We start from the raw sequence: 16330 nt of genomic DNA, 5'->3' as shown, positions 1-16330 counted from the left end.
CTACAGCCAGCGCTTGCGCCGCTTGTAGTGTTTGACGTCGCGGTAGCTCTTGCCGCCGCCTTCTTCGCCGACGCCCAGGTAGAACTCCTTGACGTCGGGGTTGGCCTGCAGCTCCGCTGCCGACCCCTCGAGCACGATCCGTCCCTGCTCCATGATGTAGCCGTGATCGGCCACCTCGAGGGCGCGGCGGGCATTCTGCTCCACGACCAGCACGGTCAGGCCGCGCTCGACGTTGAGCCGCTTGATGTAGCCGAACATCTCGCGGACCAGGAGCGGGGCCAGACCCAACGACGGCTCGTCCAGCATCAGCAGCGTGGGCCGCGCCATCAGGGCCCGGCCGATCGCCAGCATCTGCTGCTCGCCCCCGGAGAGGTAGCCGGCGGTCCGCTGACGCAGCTCGGCCAGCTTGGGGAAGAACTCATAGACCTCATCGAGGGACTCCGAGGTCTGGCTCCGTGGCTGCGTGTAGGCGCCGGCGATCAGGTTCTCGGCCACCGTGAGGTGCTCGAAGACGTGCCGCCCCTCCATGCACAGGCTCATCCCGTGGTTGACCCGCCTCGCCGCGTCCATCCGGGTGATGTCCTGGTCGCGGAACATCACCGTGCCGTCGGTCACCTCGCCGTGCTCGCTGGGCAGCAGGCCGGAGACCGCCTTGAGCGTCGTCGACTTCCCGGCCCCGTTGGACCCGAGCAGGGCGATGATCGACCCTTCGGGAACGACCAGGGACAGGCCGCGGAGCACCAGGATCACCTCGTCGTAGATGACCTCGACGTTGTTCAGGGCGAGCATGGTCCCCCCGTCGGCGGTGTGGGCCGCCGACGGGGCCACCGGGTGGGACTCAGGCGTCATGGTGTGGCGCTCTCCTCGATCTCCACCATCTCGCCGTCCTGGGCCTCGTAGACGCCGGCACCGACGGAGCCGCGGTGACTGTCCTCGGTGAACTCCACGACGCCCTCACCGACGACACCACCGGTGTCGATGGGACCCATCGTCTCCAGGGACGCGCGCAGGTTCGGCCCGGTGAGCTCCTCGCCCTCAGCCAGGGTGTGTGCCATCCCCTCGGCCATCACGTGCATCACGTACCAGCCTTGGACGTAGGAGGTGCCGATCTCGTCGGGGTCGCCGTCCTGCTCCTGCACGTACTCGCGGATGACGTCGTGACCGTCCTTCTCGGCGCTCATCGGGGCGAAAGGCTGGATCAGGACGTGCCCCTCGGCGGCCTCGACGCCGGCGGTGTCGATGAACAGGTCGTTCGCGCACCAGTTCAGGCAGACGATCTTCATGTCGAGGTCCTGTGCCGCGATGTCCTGGGCGACCTGTCCGGGGGCCGATGCCGTGTTCTGCACGACGATGTACTCCGCGCCCTGGGACTGCGCCTGGGAGAGCAGACCGACGTAGTTGGCCGAACCGTCGGGCATCGCATAGGTCTGGTAGCCCAGGTCGTAGCCCTGATCCTGGACCCACGTCTCGCCGTCGGCCAGGGGAGCCGTGCCGAACGGGCTGTCGTGGTGGAACACCGCGACCTCGCCGTCACCGCCGGAGTCCTCGTTGATCCAGTTCAGCGCGATGCGCATCTGGTCGGAGTAGGTCGGGGCGACGACGAAGTTGTACGGCGCGTCCTCGGGGTCGGTGAGCGGCTCGGCGAAGCTCCCGGACATGAAGGGAAGCTCGTCGTTGCCGATCGCGCCCGACAAGGCCTCGGTGTCTCCGGTGCCCCAGCCCTGAATGGCGACGACACCGTCGTTGACGTACTCCTTGTACAGCTCCTCGGCCTGGGGGACCTCGTAGGCGTAGTCGTCGGACCGTGGCTCGAGCATCCGGCCCTCGACCCCGCCGTTGGCGTTGCGCCAGTCGATGTAGGCGAGCATTCCCTGGTTGTACGGCGTGCCGACGTCACCGGTGGCGCCGGTGAGGTCGGCGATGATGCCGATCGGGATCGACTCATCGGTGTCGCCCTCGCCGCCGCAGGCGGACAGGACGAGAGCCGTCGTGGCGCCGAGCGCCACGGCGACGGAACGGGTCTTGGTGAACATGGTGTCTCCTTCGGTTGCCTGGTCGTGTGGGGGTGACAGGACCTAGTAGCGGAACGGCCAGAATCGGATGTAGTCCTTCATGCGTTGCCAGATGCGGTTCAGTCCCCGCGGTTCGAAGATCAGGAACGCGATGATGACCAGGCCGAACACCGCGTTCTGTATGGCGGGCAGCTGGTCGGACAGGAACGGGACCACGCCCTCGCCGGCGTTGGCGATGCTGCGGATCACCACGGGAAGCAGGGAGACGAAGATGGCGCCGTAGACGGCACCTGCGATGCTGCCGAGCCCGCCGACGATGATCATCGCGAGGTAGAGGATCGAGACGTCCAGGGTGAACTTCTCCCAGGAGACGACCTCGCTGTAGTGCGCGGTCAGCGCGCCGGCCAGCCCGACGAACCCGGACGACACGGCGAATGCGGTCAGCTTGGCGCGCGTCACGTTCACCCCGATCGCCTCGGCTGCGATGTCCTGGTCGCGCACTGCCATGAACGAACGGCCGAGACCGGTCCTGAACAGGTTGCGGGCCGAGAGAACGGTCAGTACGGCCAGGACCAGGAGGATCCAGTACCACTGGAGCTCGAAGACCTCGCGGCCGCCGACCTGGAACCCGCCGACCTGGAGCCGTTCGACGTTGAGGTAGCCGTGGCCTTCGGTCAGCCAGTCCCAGCGGCGGATGACGAACTCGATGATCATCTGGCTGGCGAGGGTGGCGATCGCCAGGTAGAGGCCCTTCAGCCGCAACCCCGGCAGCCCGAAGAAGGTGCCGACGATCGCCGTGAGGATCACGGCGAACGCGATGGCCAGCGGCGTCGGCATCGCCATCCGGTCGGACAGGATCGCCGAGCTGTACGCGCCGACGGCCAGGAATCCGCCCTGTCCCAGGGAGATCTGCCCGGTGTAGCCGACCAGGATGTTGAGTCCGACGGCGCCGATCACGGCGATCAGGGTGGTGTTGGCGATCGAGAGCCAGTAGTTGTCGAGGATGAACGGGGCGGCAATCAGGACTGCCGTCACCAGGGCGAGCCGGACGTACTCTGACTTCGTGGCACGCAGCCGTAGCTCCGAGGCGTAGCTGCGGTGGTGGATGCCGGTTGCTGTGGCTGCCATCGTCACCTCACACCCTCTCGATTCGTTTTTCGCCGAAGATGCCGTACGGCCGGACCAGGAGGATCAGGACGAGTGCGACGTACGGGATCACGGTGGACAGGCCGGGGTCCAGGTACCCGGACGTGAACTGCTTGAGCAGCCCGATGAACAGGCCGCCGACGATGGTGCCGGGCACCGAGTCGAGTCCGCCGAGAATGACGACCGGGAAGACCAGCAGGCCGAAGGCGGCGATGTTCTGGTTGACCGAGGAGATCTCGCCGAGGAGGACACCGGCGATGAGTGCGCTCACGGCGGCCAGGGCCCAGGCCAGGGCGAAGATCCGGCGCACGGAGATGCCCACCGTCATCGCGGCCTGCTGTCCGTCTGCCACCGCACGCATGGCGATGCCGTGCCGGGAACGGCGGAAGAAGACGGTGAACGCGGTCAGCACGATCGCGGCGATCACGATGACCAGGAGCCGGTTGGTCGGCAGGCTGGCCCCCAGGACGTTGACGGACCCGGTCGGCAGGATCGCGGGCTGGGACTTGGGGGCGGTGCCGTAGAACATCTGCACCAGTGCGTTGAGCAGGGCGGACAGGCCGATGGTGACCATGATGATGCTGATCGCACTCTCCCCGACCATCGGCCGCAGGATCAGCCGCTCGACGAGGACACCGATCGAGGTGGCCACCGCCACGCTGAGCACGACGGCACCGATCAGGGGCAGCCCGAAGATGACGAACGCCGTGTAGAACATGTAGGCGCCGACGAGGAGGAACTCCCCGTGGGCGAAGTTGATCACGCCGGTCGCCTTGTAGATCAGGACGAAGCCCAGTGCCGCGAGGGCCAGCAGGGCGCCGTCGGCGAGCCCGTAGGCGAGCAGGCTGATGAAGGTGGTCATCGGCGTCCACTCCAGACGGGTCGGCGGTCCCGCCCCTTCGGGATCGCATAGGTGGTCAGGTCGAAGATCCTCAGGTCGAAGTCGCGATTCACGGTGGAGCCGTCCTGGTAGGTGACCTGGCTGCTGATCCGCACGGCGGCAGCGGACCGGCGCAGCGCGTCGATGATGTCGGCGTACCGGTCGGCGATCACCGTGCGGCGCACCTTGCGGGTGCGGGTGATCTCGTCGTCGTCGGGGTCCAGCTGCTTGTGCAGGAGGACGAATCGACGCAGTCGGATGCCTTCTGGCAGATCCTCGTTGGCGCGGGTGGCCTCCTCGGCGATCAGCTCGTACACCTCGGGCTTGGCCGCGAGATCGGTGTACGTCGTGTAGTTGAGTCGCTCGTGCTCGGCCCAGGAGCCGACGGTGGCCGGGTCGAGGGTGATCAGGGCGGTCATGCCCGCGGCGTCCTCGCCGTCGCCGGCGTCGTCGGGCGGGAAGACCACGGCCTCCTCGACGTACGGAGAGAACTTGAGCTTGTTCTCGATGAAGGCACTGGAGTACCGCGTGCCGTCTGGTGCGGTGAGCACGTCCTTGGCCCGGTCGATGACCACGAGGTGCCCGCCCTCGTCCAGGTATCCCGCATCCCCGGTGTGGAGCCACCCCTCCGGGTCGATCGTCGCAGCGGTCTCCTCCGGCTGACGGTGGTAGCCCCGGAAGACCGAGGCGGAGCGGAGCAGGATCTCTCCGTCGTCACGGATCCGCAGCTCGGTGCCGGGGATGGGGACGCCGACGGTGTTGAACGGCACGTCGTCGTCGCGGTGCACCACGGCGATGCCGCAGATCTCGGTCTGTCCGTAGATCTGCTTGAGATTGACCCCGATGGCGTGGAAGAAGCGGAACACGTCGGGCCCGAGCGGGGCGCCACCGGTGTAGCAGCGGCGGATGCGGGCCAGTCCGAGCTGGTCGCGAACCGGCCGGGTGGCCACGGCATCGGCCAGCTTGTGCGTCAGGGCCAGCATCGGGCCGGGCTTGTTGCCGGTGACACGCATGGCGGCGACCCGGTCGCCGATGTCGTACCCCCAGCCGAACACCGTGCGCTTGAGCCAACCGGCTTCGTCGATCCGGACCTGGATGTCGGAGAGCATCGACTCCCAGATCCGTGGCGGTGAGAACATCACGTCCGGCCCGATCTCGCGCAGGTCGGTGCGTTGGGTGGCGGCCTCCTCGGGGAAGGACAGCGTCAGCCCGTGCAGCAAGCCACAGGCCACCGCGAGCATCTGCTCGCCGATCCAGGCCAGGGGAAGGAACGAGACGTAGCGGTCCTTCGGCCGGATCGGGTCGATCTCGGTCAGGTGCTTGGCCATCACCAGCAGGTTCTCGTGGGAGAGCTCGCCCAGCTTGGGCTTGGAGGTGGTGCCCGAGGTCGTGCAGATGACGGCGACGTCCTGCGGGCTGCCCGCGGCGATCTGCTCCTCGTACCAGCCGTCGTGGGTGGCGCCCCAGTCTCGCCCCTGGGCCTCGAGGTCCGTGAAGTCCAACAGGCTCTGGTCGGTGTAGGTCTCCAGGCCGTGCGGGTCGTAGTAGACGATCCGCTCGACCAGCAGGGGTTCGCCGTCGTCGGGCGCCTCCTCCGAGAGCAGTCGCAGCAGCTTGTCGACCTGCTCCTGGTCCTCGGCGACCACGACCCTGCTGCGGGCGGTGGTCAGGATGTGGCGCAGCTCGTCGCCGATCGAGGTCGGATAGATCCCCACGACCGCGGCACCCAGGCCCTGCGCGGCCAACTCGGCGATCAGCCACTCCGGGCGGTTGTCCCCGAGGACGGCGATGACCTCCCCGCGCTCGATGCCGAGGGCGGCGAAGCCGTGCGCCACGTCGCGCACGCGTGCGGCGTAGTCGGCCCAGCTGAGCGGCTGCCAGATGCCGTAGCGCTTCTCCTGCATCGCGACGTCGCCCGGGCGATGAGTCGCCAGGTCCTCCAGGAGCCGCGGGAAGGTGTCGCCCGGGATGCGCTCAGCCACGGTCACTCCCTCCTGCAGTTCCGGTCGTCTCGGTCACGTCGACCTGCTCCTCCGATCCGAGGTAGGCCTCGATCACGGCGGGGTCGGACTTGACCTCTGCGGGGGTGCCGTCGGCGATCAGCGCGCCGAAGTCGAGCACGCTGACCCGGTCGGAGATGTCCATCACCACCGCCATGTCGTGCTCGATCAGCACGACGGTGACGCCGGCGAGCTCGTGCACATCGAGGATGTAGCGGGCCATGTCCTCCTTCTCGTCGGCGTTCATCCCGGCCATCGGCTCATCGAGCAGCAGGAGGGCCGGCTGCAGGCACAGGGCCCGCCCCAGCTCGACCCGCTTCTGGATGCCGTAGGCGAGCGCCGAGACCGGAGTGGTTCGGTACGCCTGCAGCTGCAGCAGGTCGACGACCTCCTCGACCAGCTGCCGGTGCCCGATCTCCTGGCTGCGAGCCGGTCCGAACCAGAGCATGGACTTCAGCACGCTGTGGCTCATGTGGACGTGCCGGCCGAGCATCAGGTTCTCCAGCACGGTCAGGTGCGAGAACAGCTCGATGTTCTGGAACGACCGAGCCACCCCGAGGCGGGCGATCCTGTGGGGGGCGAGCCTGGTCAGCGTGTGCAGGCGCACGTCTGCGGGCTCGCCGTCATCCCGCGGGGCGGCGGTCCGCAGCTGAGCCCGGCCCTGCTGTGGACGGTAGAGACCGCTGATGCAGTTGAGCAGCGAGGACTTGCCGGCACCGTTGGGCCCGATGACCGCGTGCACGTGTCCTTCCAGGACGGTGAAGGAGATGTCGGTCAGCGCCTTGACGCCTCCGAACCGCAGGGAGATCTGATCGACGTCGAGCAGCGGTTCGCCCGGGGGCAGGTTGCTGCCGCGAAGCGAGTGTTGGTACGCCCTACTGAGCAACGGGGCACTCCTTGGATTCGGGGCGGGCTGGATTCGGTGTGGTGAATCTCTCTGAGCCCTGACCATAGGTTTTCACTATGTGGAATGCAAGACTTTTAGTCGGAAGAGATTGACGAACTGTGATTCGCTGATCACTTCTTCTGAAAGGTAGGGTGTGGAGCGCAGCGCTATCAACCGCCGAAGGGAGTCCGATGAGCGCGGAGGCCGCAACCGGGTCGCAGGCCCGTTCCACCGCAGGTCGTGGTGGCCTGGGGACGGTCCGCAACGCGGTCCGATTGCTGGAGCTGCTCGCGGAGGGCCCGGCCTACCAGCAGCTCACCGACCTTGCCGAGCGGTCCGGGATGTCGATCCCCACGGTCCACCGGCTGCTTCGCTCCCTGGTGCTGGCCGACCTGGTGGTGCAGGACACCCGATCCTCGCGCTACGGTCTCGGCCCGGAGCTGACCCGGTTGTCCAACCACTATCTGGCGCGGCTGCCGCTGCTCGGGGCACTCGGGCCCTACTTGTCGCAGCTTCGCGACCAGCTCGGTTGCACCATCCACGTGCAGACGCTGGTGCGTGGGCAGGTCGTCTACGTGGACCGGGTCGATGGCGGTGACCGCAGCCCCTACCGCGACACCCATCGCGTCAGCTCGGCACTGGCCCACGCCGGCGGACGACTGCTCGCGGCACGCGCCGAGGATGAGGAGTGGGATCGCGTCCTGGACCAGGCCGCCGCCGACGACCGGGTGGTCGCCGAGGCCCAGGGGCAGCGGGCCGAGTGGGCAGCAGCCGACCATCTGGCCCTGGCGCCCGATGACGCGACCCTGCCGGCCGAGGTGGCTGTTCCGCTCGTCGACGGCCAGGGAACCACGGTGGCTGCGCTCGCCGCCAACATCGACGACCCCGAGGACGCCGAGCACGTCGCCTGGGTCGCCGTGCATCTGGGCCGTGCGGCCCGGGCCGCCGGGAGAACCTTGGGCCATGGCTGAGCAGATGGACCCCCGACCCTCCGAGGCATGGGCCGAGGTCGTCGACCAGATGACGTTCGAGACGCCGTGCTCGCGGCTGTGGGCGCCCGGTGCGCGCTCGGGACACTGGTTCGACGGCGCCACCTTGAACCTGGCGGTCAACTGTCTCGACCGGCACCTCGCGGAACGGGGGGACCAGGTTGCCCTGCACTGGGAGGGTGAGCCCGGAGATCGCCGCTCGATGACCTATGCCGAGCTGCACGAGCAGGTGGTGGCGCTCTCCCGGTCGCTGCACGGCATGGGTGTGGGACCGGGCGACCGGGTCGGACTGCACCTGGGGTGGCTCCCGGAGACGGTCGTGGCGATGCTGGCCTGTGCCCGTATCGGCGCCGTGCACACCGTGCTTCCGGCGCCGCTCCCGGTCGCGCCCCTGGCCGACCGGCTCGATCTGCTGGACCTGAAGGTGTTGTTCACCCAGGACGGCGCCTGGCGGCACGGGACGGTGCTGCCGCTGAAGGCGCGGGCCGACGATGCCTTGTCGGCCGGCGGCAGCATCGAGCACACCATCGTCGTGCGACGCACCGGGATGGACGTGGCGTGGTTCGAGGGCGACCGGTGGTACCACGACGTGGTGGCCGCCACCCGTCCCGGCCACGGCCCGGGCGGTCCGTCGCCGAGGGCGGTCGCCGCAGATCATCCGATCGCCACCGTGCCGTTGGCCAACAAGGGTGGGTACCCGGCATCGATCGTGCAAGGCACGGCCGCCATGCTGGCCAGTGCCGTCGCCGTCCACCGTCGTCTCCGGACCGGCGGTGTGTTCTGGTGTGCCGGTGACATCTCCTGGGCGGTGACCCAGTTCCATGGCATCTACGGACCGCTGGCGTGCGGCGACACCACGGTGATGTACGAGGGGACCCTGGACGTGCCCGATCACGAGCGGGCCTGGGACATCATCGCCCGCTACGAAGTGGAATCGATGCTGACCAGCCTGTCCGTGGTGCGCACGATGCGCGGCTGGGCCCGGGAGATGCCGGAGGTCTCGGCCGTTCCCTCGCTGCGTCGGGTCGTGACGGCCGGCGAGCCCGTCGAGGAGGAGCTGGGACGCTGGCTCGTCGACGCCCTGGGTGCCGGCGACCTGGAGGTGGCTGATGCGTGGGGACAGCTGGAGCTGGGCGGGATCGTCCGGGTCACCGGACTGGATGCCGACGCTCCCGACCCGATGCCCGACTGCGGCCTGGACATCGTCGACGACGACGGTGAGCCGGTGCCGGACGAGAGCGTCGGAGAGGTGGTGCTGCGCCGCCCGTGGGCGGGAACCATGGTCGGCGTCGAGGGACCGCAGGCCGCAGTGACGGAGTCCCACTGGACGCGCCACCCCGGTGTGTACTCCACCGGGGACCTGGCGGTGCGCCACGGCGATGGATCAGTGTCCTTCCTGGGACGCGCCGACGACGTCGTGTCGATCTCCGGACAGCTGGTGTCCTTGCGCGAGGTGAGTGAGGTGCTGGCCGAGCACCCCTACGTCGAGCGGGCCGAGGTGAGCTGGCGCAAGGATCCAGAGCTCGGCCGTTCGTTGGTCGCGGCCGTCTCGCTCAGTGATGACGCCGGCTCCGACCCGGACCTGGACGCCGTCGCCGTGGAGCTGATGGAGGCGGTCCGGGAGGTCATGGGTGGTCTGGCGCGGCCCCGTGCCGTGCTGGTGGTCGATCGGTTCGGCGACGAGCTGGGGCGTGCCGAGCGTGCCCGGGCCATCGCCACCCTGGCCACCGCCGACCGCGCGGGATCGCCGCGTCGGGTCACGTGGGAACAGCTTCTTGCCGCCGCGGGCCGATAGTGTCCTGCCAGGGGTTCCCTACCCCTGGGACGAGGCTGGAGCGAGGAGGGATCCGGACGCCATGGAGTGTGACAACTGCGGAACGATCATGCGGTGGGAGACCTCGCACTCGCGCTGTGACCGGTGTGGATACATCCGGCCGTGCTGCGAGGGTGCGCCGCTGGAGGCAAGGGAGCCGGGACCGGGACGGCAGACGACGCAGTGCCCATGACGCTGACGATCGACGACGTCAGGGCGGCCGCCGAGCGGATCGGTCCGTACGCCGTGCGGACACCGCTGCTGCACTCCCACGCCCTGGACGAGCTCGTCGGTGGGCGGGTGCTCATCAAGGCGGAGTGCTTGCAGCGTTCGGGATCGTTCAAGGTCCGAGGTGCGCTCAACCGCATCCTGCAGCTCAGTGCGCAGGAGCGGGAGCGCGGGATCGTCGCGTGGTCCTCGGGCAACCATGCGCTCGCCGTGGCGACCGTCTCTCGTCTTCTCGGAGTGCGCGCCACGATCGTCATGCCCGCCGACGCGCCAGCGCCGAAGATCGACGGGGCCCGCGCTGCCGGGGCCGAGATCGTCACCTACGACCGCCTCGGGGAGAGCCGCGAGGAGATCGGTGGTGCCATCGCCCACGAGCGCGGCGCGGTGATCGTCCGACCGTTCGACGATCCCGCGATCATGGCCGGGCAGGGAACGGTGGGTCTGGAGCTGATGGAGCAGGCGGCCGAGCGGGGTCTCGTGCCCGACGCCGTGGCGGTCGCGGCCAGCGGAGGTGGGCTGGCCTCCGGGGTCGCGACGGCCGTCCACGCGGCCTCGAGCGCGGCGGACGTGCACGTGGTGGAGCCAGCCGGGTTCGACGACGTCACCCGGTCGCTGCGTCAGGGTGAACGTGTCGCCAACGAACCCGGAGGCAGCACGATCTGCGACGCGCTGCAGGCGCCGTCACCCGGGGAGCTCACCTTCCCCGTGCTCCGCGAGAACCGGGTCACGGGCCTGGTGGTGGACGACGACGAGGTCCGTCGTGCCATGCGGGTGGCCTTCGGCACGCTCAAGCTGGTGGTCGAACCGGGCGGTGCGACGCCCCTGGCCGCCGCCCTGGCAGGTCGGCTGCCGCTGCGGGACCGCACGACGGTGCTCGTGCTCAGCGGCGGCAACGTCGATCCAGTTCTGTTCGCCGCGGTGGTCAGCGCCGGCTGACCGTCGGGCTCAGCGCCAGCCGAGCTCCGGTGCCACGTGCTTCACGATGCTCTCCATGACGTGGGCGTTGTAGTCGACGCCCAGCTGGTTGGGCACCGTGAGCAGGAGAGTGTCCGCAGCGGCCACCGCCTCGTCCTCGGCGAGCTGCTGGACGATGACGTCCGGCTCGGCGGCATACGTCTTGCCGAAGCGCGCCTTGCCGCCTTCCAGGAAGCCGACCTGGTCCTCGCTGCCGGAGCCGCCGAAGTAGGCGCGGTCGCGGTCGTCGACGAGGGGGAAGATGCTGCGGCTCACCGAGACGCGCGGCTCCCACTGGTGCCCGGCCGCCGACCAGGCGTCGCGGAAGCGTCGTACCTGCTCGGCCTGCAGCTGGTGGAACGGCACGCCGGTGTCCTCGGTGAGCAGTGTGGAGCTCATCAGGTTCATGCCCTGCTGTGCCGTCCACTCAGCGGTGTCGCGTGAGCCGGCTCCCCACCAGATGCGCTCGCGCAGGCCGGGGGAGTGTGGCTCCAGGCGCAGCAGCCCGGGCGGGTTGGGGAACATCGGGCGCGGGTTGGGCTCGGCGAAGCCCTCGCCGCGCAGCTGGTCCAGGAAGATCGCCGTGTGACGCCGTGCCATGTCGGCGTCGTTCTCGCCCTCCTGCGGCACATGACCGAAGTACTGGTAGCCGTCAATGACCTGCTCCGGTGATCCCCGGCTGATGCCGAGCTGCAGCCGGCCCCCGGCGATGACGTCGGCCGCCCCGGCGTCCTCGGTCATGTACAGGGGGTTCTCGTAGCGCATGTCGATGACACCGGTGCCGATCTCGATGCGTTCGGTGCGTGCGCCGATCGCCGCGAGCAGCGGGAAGGGTGAGGCCAGCTGCTGGGCGAAGTGGTGCACCCGGAAGTACGCACCATCGGCACCGAGGTCCTCCACGGCCTCGGCCAGCTCGATCGACTGGTGCAGCACGTCGGCCGCAGTCCGCGTCGCCGAGTGGGGCGACGCGGACCAGTGGCCGAAGGACAGGAACCCGATCTTCTTTGTGCTCCGCTTCTGCGTGTCCAAGGTCTCCATGCCTGCGTCAAGGATGGTTGAACTTTGAATATTCCCTCAGGAGTCGGTCGGGTCAGAGCCTGATCTCGACGTCGGCTTCCTCACGCAGCTTCTCGATGAGGGCCTGGGCGACCTCACCCTCCTTCTGGCTGGCGGCCTGCTCCTCCAGCTGAGGGCGCATCTCCTCAAAGGAGGGCGTCTCCTGCTCGCCCTCGCCCTGAGGTGCCTGCTCCTGCTGGGCGACGACCTGGTCGTAGAGCGCCTTGAGCTCCTCCTCGCTGGGCTTGTCATCGCCTCCCTCCTCGGCGAGCAGCTCGTCGAGCCGGGCCTGGTCGGCGAGCTGGGAGCGGGCCTCGTCCTCCTCCAGCCCCTGCTGCTCGAGTGTCTCGAGGTAGGCCTCGGGCGACTCGGCGCCGCTCTGCTCGGCGTAGTCCGCCAGGAGGTCGTCGACCACCTTGTCCGAGGCGTCGATGTCGCGACGCTCGGCCTCCTGCAGCAGGAGGGTGTTGCCCACCAGTCCCTCGGCCGTCTGCTGCTTCAGGGCGTCCTGGTCGACCGGCTCGCCGGACATCTGGGCCTGCATCTGCTGCTGCTGGAACTGGTTCTCATACGCCATGACGAAGTCGTCCTTGCTGATCTCCTCGTCATTGACGACGGCCACGACGTCGGGGATGCCCCGCAGGTCGGGCTCGCCCTCAGCGGGCGCCTCCTCGGCCGACGTGTCGTCGCCTCCGTCGAAGATGCCGTTGAAGGCACCACTGGCGGCGGCGATACCGGTCAGCACGAGCACGGCTGCCACGGCAGCGGCAACGGTCTTCATCGCAGTGGACACACAAACTCCTCTTCATCAGGTACTCGCCGGACGCTAGCAACCGGCACCTGAGGAGGGAGGCCGCCCCGATCCGACGACCAGATCAGGTTAGGCTCCCCTACATGTCGATTCGCTCGTTGAGGACCCATCCGTTGGTGCTGCGTCGCCTGGTGGTGGAGCGCACCCAGTCGATCACGCCGCGACTCGTGCGGGTGGGGTTCACCGGTGACCAGCTCGGTGAGTTCGAGGCGGCGGGGCGCCTGCAGCCGGCGTTCGCCTCGCCTGCCTTCGACGACCACGTCAAGCTGATCTTCGCCGGGGAGGGGCCGATCGAGCAGGCGCTGCCGGTGCAGCTTCCGCACGGCATCGAGTGGACGCGCTCGGAGCATCGGGTGACCCGCGACTACACACCGCGTCGAGTGGAGCCGGGCCTGCTGGAGATGGACTTCGTGCTGGGGCACGACGGACCCGCCTCGGACTTCGCGGTCTCCGCCGAGCCGGGTGACGAGACGTGGATCGTCGGGCCGAAGTCCTCCACCGTCGTTCCCGACGATCTGGACTGGATCGTGCTGGTCGGCGACGAGACGGCGCTGCCGGCGATCGCTCGCTTCCTGCAGGAGCGGCCCACAGCCGCCCCTGCCCATGTGTACGTCCTGCACGCCAGTCCCGATGCGCGCATCGACCTTCCGGTGCGCGAGCAGGACACCCTGGTCTGGGTGGAGGCGGCCTGCGACGACGAGCAGGCCCCGCTGCGGGTCGTCAGCGAGCACCCGTGGACCGACGGCATGGGCTACGTGTGGGGTGCGGGCGAGAGCAAGGCGTTCCTGGCGGTCCGCCGTTTCCTGCGCCGCGAGCGTGGGATGGCCGCCGACCGGGTGAACGTCACGGGCTACTGGCACCACAGGCCGGCCACGGGCAGCGATGCCGAGCGGCCCGACCTCGCCGCGAACCTCGGCAGTGCCGCCGTCTCGTGGTTCGCCGTGCGTGGGGCGCTGCGTTCCGGGGTGCTCGATGCCCTGGCCGACGCCGACCCACTGACGACGCACGGCCTCACCTCCGCCGCCGGAGTGGAGCCGCAGCTGCTCGGTCCGCTCCTGGCGGTGCTGGTCGACGCCGGCCTCGTCCGGACCGATCGCGACGTCATCACTCTCACCGACCAGGGGCGGGCGCTCGTCGACGACGACCACGAGCGTGAGCACCTCGAGGGCTTCGACGCCGACCTGCTGCTCTCGCTCGCCCACCTGGACCGCGCACTGGTCTCGGGCACGTCGCCGTGGGAACAGGCACGGGGGGAGTCCCTCCTGACCTCCTCGCACAGCGACCCCCAGGTGCGTGAGGAGCTCGTGGAGCACGCCGAGACCCTGGGATTCGTGCTCGACGCCCTGCTGGAGCTGCCCGTGTGGGCCGGGGCGGAGCCGGTCGGGCTGTGCGGACCGGCGGCCATGACGATCGCGCACACCGCACGTGAGAGGGGAGCCGTGGCACCGTTCGTCGTCGCCGACGATCCCGGCCTCCTGGCGACCCTCGGGGAGTCGGGTGCTGTCACCGACACCGAGCTGACCGACGACCTCGGCCGGTGCGCAGTCGTGGTCTCGGGACTGGCCCTGGGCCACCGCAGCGACGTCGAGGCGCAGCAGCTGCTGGAACAGCTGGCCAACCACACCGACGAACTGGTGCTGGTGGAGTCCTTCCGTCGTGATGCGCTCGGCGCGAAGCCCGCCACCCGCTCGCTGCTCGAGGCCGCGATGAGCGGCACCGCAGCCCGTGACGCCGACCGGGTGAGCGAGCTGGCGGCCCGGGCCGGCTGGACCCGTCGTAACCTCCTCCCGCTCGGGTGGGGCTTCGAGGCGCTCGTCCTGGGCAGCGGCTGACACCGCTCGTCGCACATCCGGCCGCCTTTCGCGCTCAAGGTTCTGATGTCACCCATCCGCACCGACCTGCGCGGCGGAAATCCTGTACACTCATGGCATTGGTGTTGAGGTTTTCCGACGCGAGGTACGTCATGGGTCCATCGAGTCAGGAGCTGCTCGCCAGGCTTCCCGAATCCTTCCGCTACTCCGAAGCGCTGAACTACATCTCTGAGCGCCAGTTCCGCCGGCTCAAGGACGACGGCAGCATCACCGCACTCTCCCGTGGCTTGTACCGCCGGAGTGACTGGCTGGGTGATGACAACTTGATCGAGATCGCGGCCAAGGCGCCCGGGGCCACCCTGTGCCTGCGGTCGGCCCTGGGGCGCCACGACCTGATCGACGACATCCCGGCCGAGATCGACGTTGCGATCCCGCGTGGTGCCTGGACACCAGAGACCGCTGCTCCGGTCAGGTGGCGTCACTTCGATCCTGACACGTTCGACCTTGGTCGGGAGTCTCTCGACACCGGCGGAGGACGCGACATCGGCTTGTACTCCGCCGAGCGCAGCATCATCGACGCCTTCCGGATGCGCCACCTCGAAGGAGCCGACCTTGCCAACGAGGCACTCAAGGGCTGGCTGCGGCGAGGTGGACAGCCGTCGGAGCTGCTCGGACTGGCGCGGATGTTCCCCAGAACACTGACATCGTTGCGCGAGACATTGGAGATCTTGCTGTGAGCCGTGTGACGAGGGGCGCCCCGTCGGGCGATGCCTACCTTGACCTCCAGAACGAGGCGCGCCGCAGGGGACGTCCGACCCAGGAGCTGCTCCAGCTCTACGTGCTCGAAGGGTTTCTGGTCCGCCTGGCGGTCAGCGAGGCACGGGAGAGTTTCGTGCTCAAAGGTGGCGTGCTCCTCGCTGCGTTCGACGCGCGTCGGCCGACCAAGGACGTCGACCTGGCTGGCATCGACCTCACCAACGACAGCGAGACGATTCTGGGGCTGGTGCGCAGAGTGCTGGCCGTCGCGCCGCCTGGAGACGACGGCATCGAGTTCTTCACCGACACCGCGACCGCTGAGGTCATCCGTGAGGACGCCGACTACTCCGGGGTGCGCGTGAGTGTGGAAGCGAGGCTTGCGAGCGCAAACCTGCCGTTTCACGTCGATGTGAACGTGGGTGATCCGATCTGGCCCGCGCCGACGACAGTGAGGGTGCCACGGCTACGCGGTGGGGACGCGGTCGAACTCGCGGGCTATCCGATGCACATGGTTCAAGCCGAGAAGATCGTGACCGCACTCCAGCGCGGCATCGCGAACACTCGGTGGCGCGACTTCGGCGACATCTGGAGCTTGTCCCGTCAGCACTCGGTCCGTGCCGACGATCTGGCGCAGGCGATCAACGAGGTCGCTCGCCACCGCAATGCCACCGTTCGGCCACTGGCCGACGTGCTCAACGGGTACGCCGGCCTCGGGCAGGCGCGCTGGATTCGGTGGCGACGTCGCAGCAGCTCCGATCATCTTCCCGAAGACTTCGCGACGGTCTTGCTGGCCGTGACCCGATTTGCTGACCCAGTGCTCGGTGGAGAGACCCCTGGCAGGGCTTGGAACCCTGAGACAGGCGCTTGGCAGTAGTTGTCGGTCACTCGCCCCGAGAGCCGTTGATCGCAGCAGGCATTCGTGAGGGCCGGTAGGGAGTCCTTCTGACGATGGCGCGAAGAGGTGGACGAACTTTCTTCGGACCGATCG

General features: G+C 68.8%; 14 protein-coding genes. 6 read left to right on the top strand and 8 right to left on the bottom strand.

What is annotated here, in order from left to right; all coding sequences use genetic code 11:
- Genes ACEVFP_RS13130 through ACEVFP_RS13105 form a run of 6 tightly spaced genes read right to left on the bottom strand, consistent with a single transcriptional unit; the run spans window position 1 to window position 6924 of the window.
- Entirely contained in the window at window positions 1–849 is an 849-nt protein-coding gene (locus ACEVFP_RS13130; RefSeq protein WP_374999915.1) for an ABC transporter ATP-binding protein, read from the bottom strand.
- The gene (locus ACEVFP_RS13125; protein ID WP_374999914.1) at window positions 846–2033 is read right to left on the bottom strand and encodes an ABC transporter substrate-binding protein; all 1188 of its coding nucleotides are present in this window, start codon (window positions 2031–2033) and stop codon (window positions 846–848) included. Before ACEVFP_RS13125 ends, ACEVFP_RS13130 begins: the two co-directional genes overlap by 4 nt.
- A 42-nt stretch (window positions 2034–2075) precedes the next feature.
- The gene (locus tag ACEVFP_RS13120) at window positions 2076–3140 is read right to left on the bottom strand and encodes a branched-chain amino acid ABC transporter permease (protein WP_374999913.1); all 1065 of its coding nucleotides are present in this window, start codon (window positions 3138–3140) and stop codon (window positions 2076–2078) included.
- 7 nt (window positions 3141–3147) lie between these two features.
- Complete coding sequence (locus ACEVFP_RS13115) at window positions 3148–4020, bottom strand: branched-chain amino acid ABC transporter permease (RefSeq protein WP_374999912.1); 873 nt, start codon at window positions 4018–4020, stop codon at window positions 3148–3150.
- Window positions 4017–6020: an AMP-binding protein gene (locus tag ACEVFP_RS13110; protein ID WP_374999911.1), complete on the bottom strand. Its 2004-nt coding sequence runs from the start codon at window positions 6018–6020 to the stop codon at window positions 4017–4019. The genes ACEVFP_RS13115 and ACEVFP_RS13110 overlap by 4 nt, the downstream gene beginning before the upstream one ends.
- Window positions 6013–6924, bottom strand: coding sequence for an ABC transporter ATP-binding protein (locus ACEVFP_RS13105; RefSeq protein WP_374999910.1), 912 nt, complete (start codon window positions 6922–6924; stop codon window positions 6013–6015). Before ACEVFP_RS13105 ends, ACEVFP_RS13110 begins: the two co-directional genes overlap by 8 nt.
- Window positions 6925–7115: 191 nt before the next feature.
- On the opposite strand from ACEVFP_RS13105, the gene ACEVFP_RS13100 reads away from it, so the two are divergent.
- The 3 genes from ACEVFP_RS13100 to ACEVFP_RS13090 all read left to right on the top strand — a co-directional run bounded on the left by ACEVFP_RS13100 (window position 7116) and on the right by ACEVFP_RS13090 (window position 10890).
- On the top strand, window positions 7116–7895 hold the full coding sequence (locus ACEVFP_RS13100; RefSeq protein WP_374999909.1) for an IclR family transcriptional regulator: 780 nt from the start codon (window positions 7116–7118) through the stop codon (window positions 7893–7895).
- Window positions 7888–9708 (top strand): AMP-binding protein, encoded by a 1821-nt coding sequence (locus ACEVFP_RS13095; protein WP_374999908.1) that lies wholly within the window; start codon window positions 7888–7890, stop codon window positions 9706–9708. Before ACEVFP_RS13100 ends, ACEVFP_RS13095 begins: the two co-directional genes overlap by 8 nt.
- Window positions 9709–9915: 207 nt before the next feature.
- A complete protein-coding gene (locus tag ACEVFP_RS13090; protein ID WP_374999907.1) occupies window positions 9916–10890 on the top strand; it encodes a threonine/serine dehydratase in 975 nt (324 codons plus the stop codon).
- Between the two features lie 9 nt (window positions 10891–10899).
- On the opposite strand, the gene ACEVFP_RS13085 is transcribed toward ACEVFP_RS13090, so the two are convergent.
- Together ACEVFP_RS13085 and ACEVFP_RS13080 are read right to left on the bottom strand one after the other, a co-directional pair.
- The gene (locus ACEVFP_RS13085; protein ID WP_374999906.1) at window positions 10900–11946 is read right to left on the bottom strand and encodes an LLM class flavin-dependent oxidoreductase; all 1047 of its coding nucleotides are present in this window, start codon (window positions 11944–11946) and stop codon (window positions 10900–10902) included.
- Window positions 11947–11998: 52 nt separating this feature from the next.
- The gene (locus ACEVFP_RS13080; RefSeq protein ID WP_374999905.1) at window positions 11999–12757 is read right to left on the bottom strand and encodes a SurA N-terminal domain-containing protein; all 759 of its coding nucleotides are present in this window, start codon (window positions 12755–12757) and stop codon (window positions 11999–12001) included.
- Between the two features lie 101 nt (window positions 12758–12858).
- Between ACEVFP_RS13080 and ACEVFP_RS13075 the strand changes: the two genes are divergently transcribed.
- The 3 genes from ACEVFP_RS13075 to ACEVFP_RS13065 all read left to right on the top strand — a co-directional run bounded on the left by ACEVFP_RS13075 (window position 12859) and on the right by ACEVFP_RS13065 (window position 16216).
- Entirely contained in the window at window positions 12859–14607 is a 1749-nt protein-coding gene (locus ACEVFP_RS13075; RefSeq protein ID WP_374999904.1) for an SIP domain-containing protein, read from the top strand.
- Window positions 14608–14738: 131 nt separating this feature from the next.
- Complete coding sequence (locus tag ACEVFP_RS13070) at window positions 14739–15323, top strand: hypothetical protein (RefSeq protein ID WP_374999903.1); 585 nt, start codon at window positions 14739–14741, stop codon at window positions 15321–15323.
- Window positions 15320–16216 carry a nucleotidyl transferase AbiEii/AbiGii toxin family protein gene (locus tag ACEVFP_RS13065; RefSeq protein ID WP_374999902.1) on the top strand — a complete coding sequence of 299 codons (897 nt, stop codon included), beginning with the start codon at window positions 15320–15322 and terminating at the stop codon, window positions 16214–16216. The genes ACEVFP_RS13070 and ACEVFP_RS13065 overlap by 4 nt, the downstream gene beginning before the upstream one ends.
- Window positions 16217–16330 lie beyond the last annotated feature (114 nt).

This window comes from Aeromicrobium sp. CTD01-1L150 (assembly GCF_041951745.1).
GTDB lineage: Bacteria > Actinomycetota > Actinomycetes > Propionibacteriales > Nocardioidaceae > Aeromicrobium.
The sequence above is the reverse complement of the archived record's forward strand: the minus strand, read 5'-3'. Positions and strand labels throughout refer to the sequence as shown.

Bases quoted from the DNA above. Each gene is read 5' to 3' on its own strand.
- ACEVFP_RS13120 (WP_374999913.1), bottom strand. From the start codon at position 3,140: ATGGCAGCCACAGCAACCGGCATCCACCACCGCAGCTACGCCTCGGAG.
- ACEVFP_RS13075 (WP_374999904.1), top strand. From the start codon at position 12,859: ATGTCGATTCGCTCGTTGAGGACCCATCCGTTGGTGCTGCGTCGCCTG.
- ACEVFP_RS13070 (WP_374999903.1), top strand. From the start codon at position 14,739: ATGGGTCCATCGAGTCAGGAGCTGCTCGCCAGGCTTCCCGAATCCTTC.
- ACEVFP_RS13115 (WP_374999912.1), bottom strand. From the start codon at position 4,020: ATGACCACCTTCATCAGCCTGCTCGCCTACGGGCTCGCCGACGGCGCC.
- ACEVFP_RS13100 (WP_374999909.1), top strand. From the start codon at position 7,116: ATGAGCGCGGAGGCCGCAACCGGGTCGCAGGCCCGTTCCACCGCAGGT.
- ACEVFP_RS13085 (WP_374999906.1), bottom strand. From the start codon at position 11,946: ATGGAGACCTTGGACACGCAGAAGCGGAGCACAAAGAAGATCGGGTTC.
- ACEVFP_RS13090 (WP_374999907.1), top strand. From the start codon at position 9,916: ATGACGCTGACGATCGACGACGTCAGGGCGGCCGCCGAGCGGATCGGT.
- ACEVFP_RS13130 (WP_374999915.1), bottom strand. From the start codon at position 849: ATGACGCCTGAGTCCCACCCGGTGGCCCCGTCGGCGGCCCACACCGCC.
- ACEVFP_RS13095 (WP_374999908.1), top strand. From the start codon at position 7,888: ATGGCTGAGCAGATGGACCCCCGACCCTCCGAGGCATGGGCCGAGGTC.
- ACEVFP_RS13125 (WP_374999914.1), bottom strand. From the start codon at position 2,033: ATGTTCACCAAGACCCGTTCCGTCGCCGTGGCGCTCGGCGCCACGACG.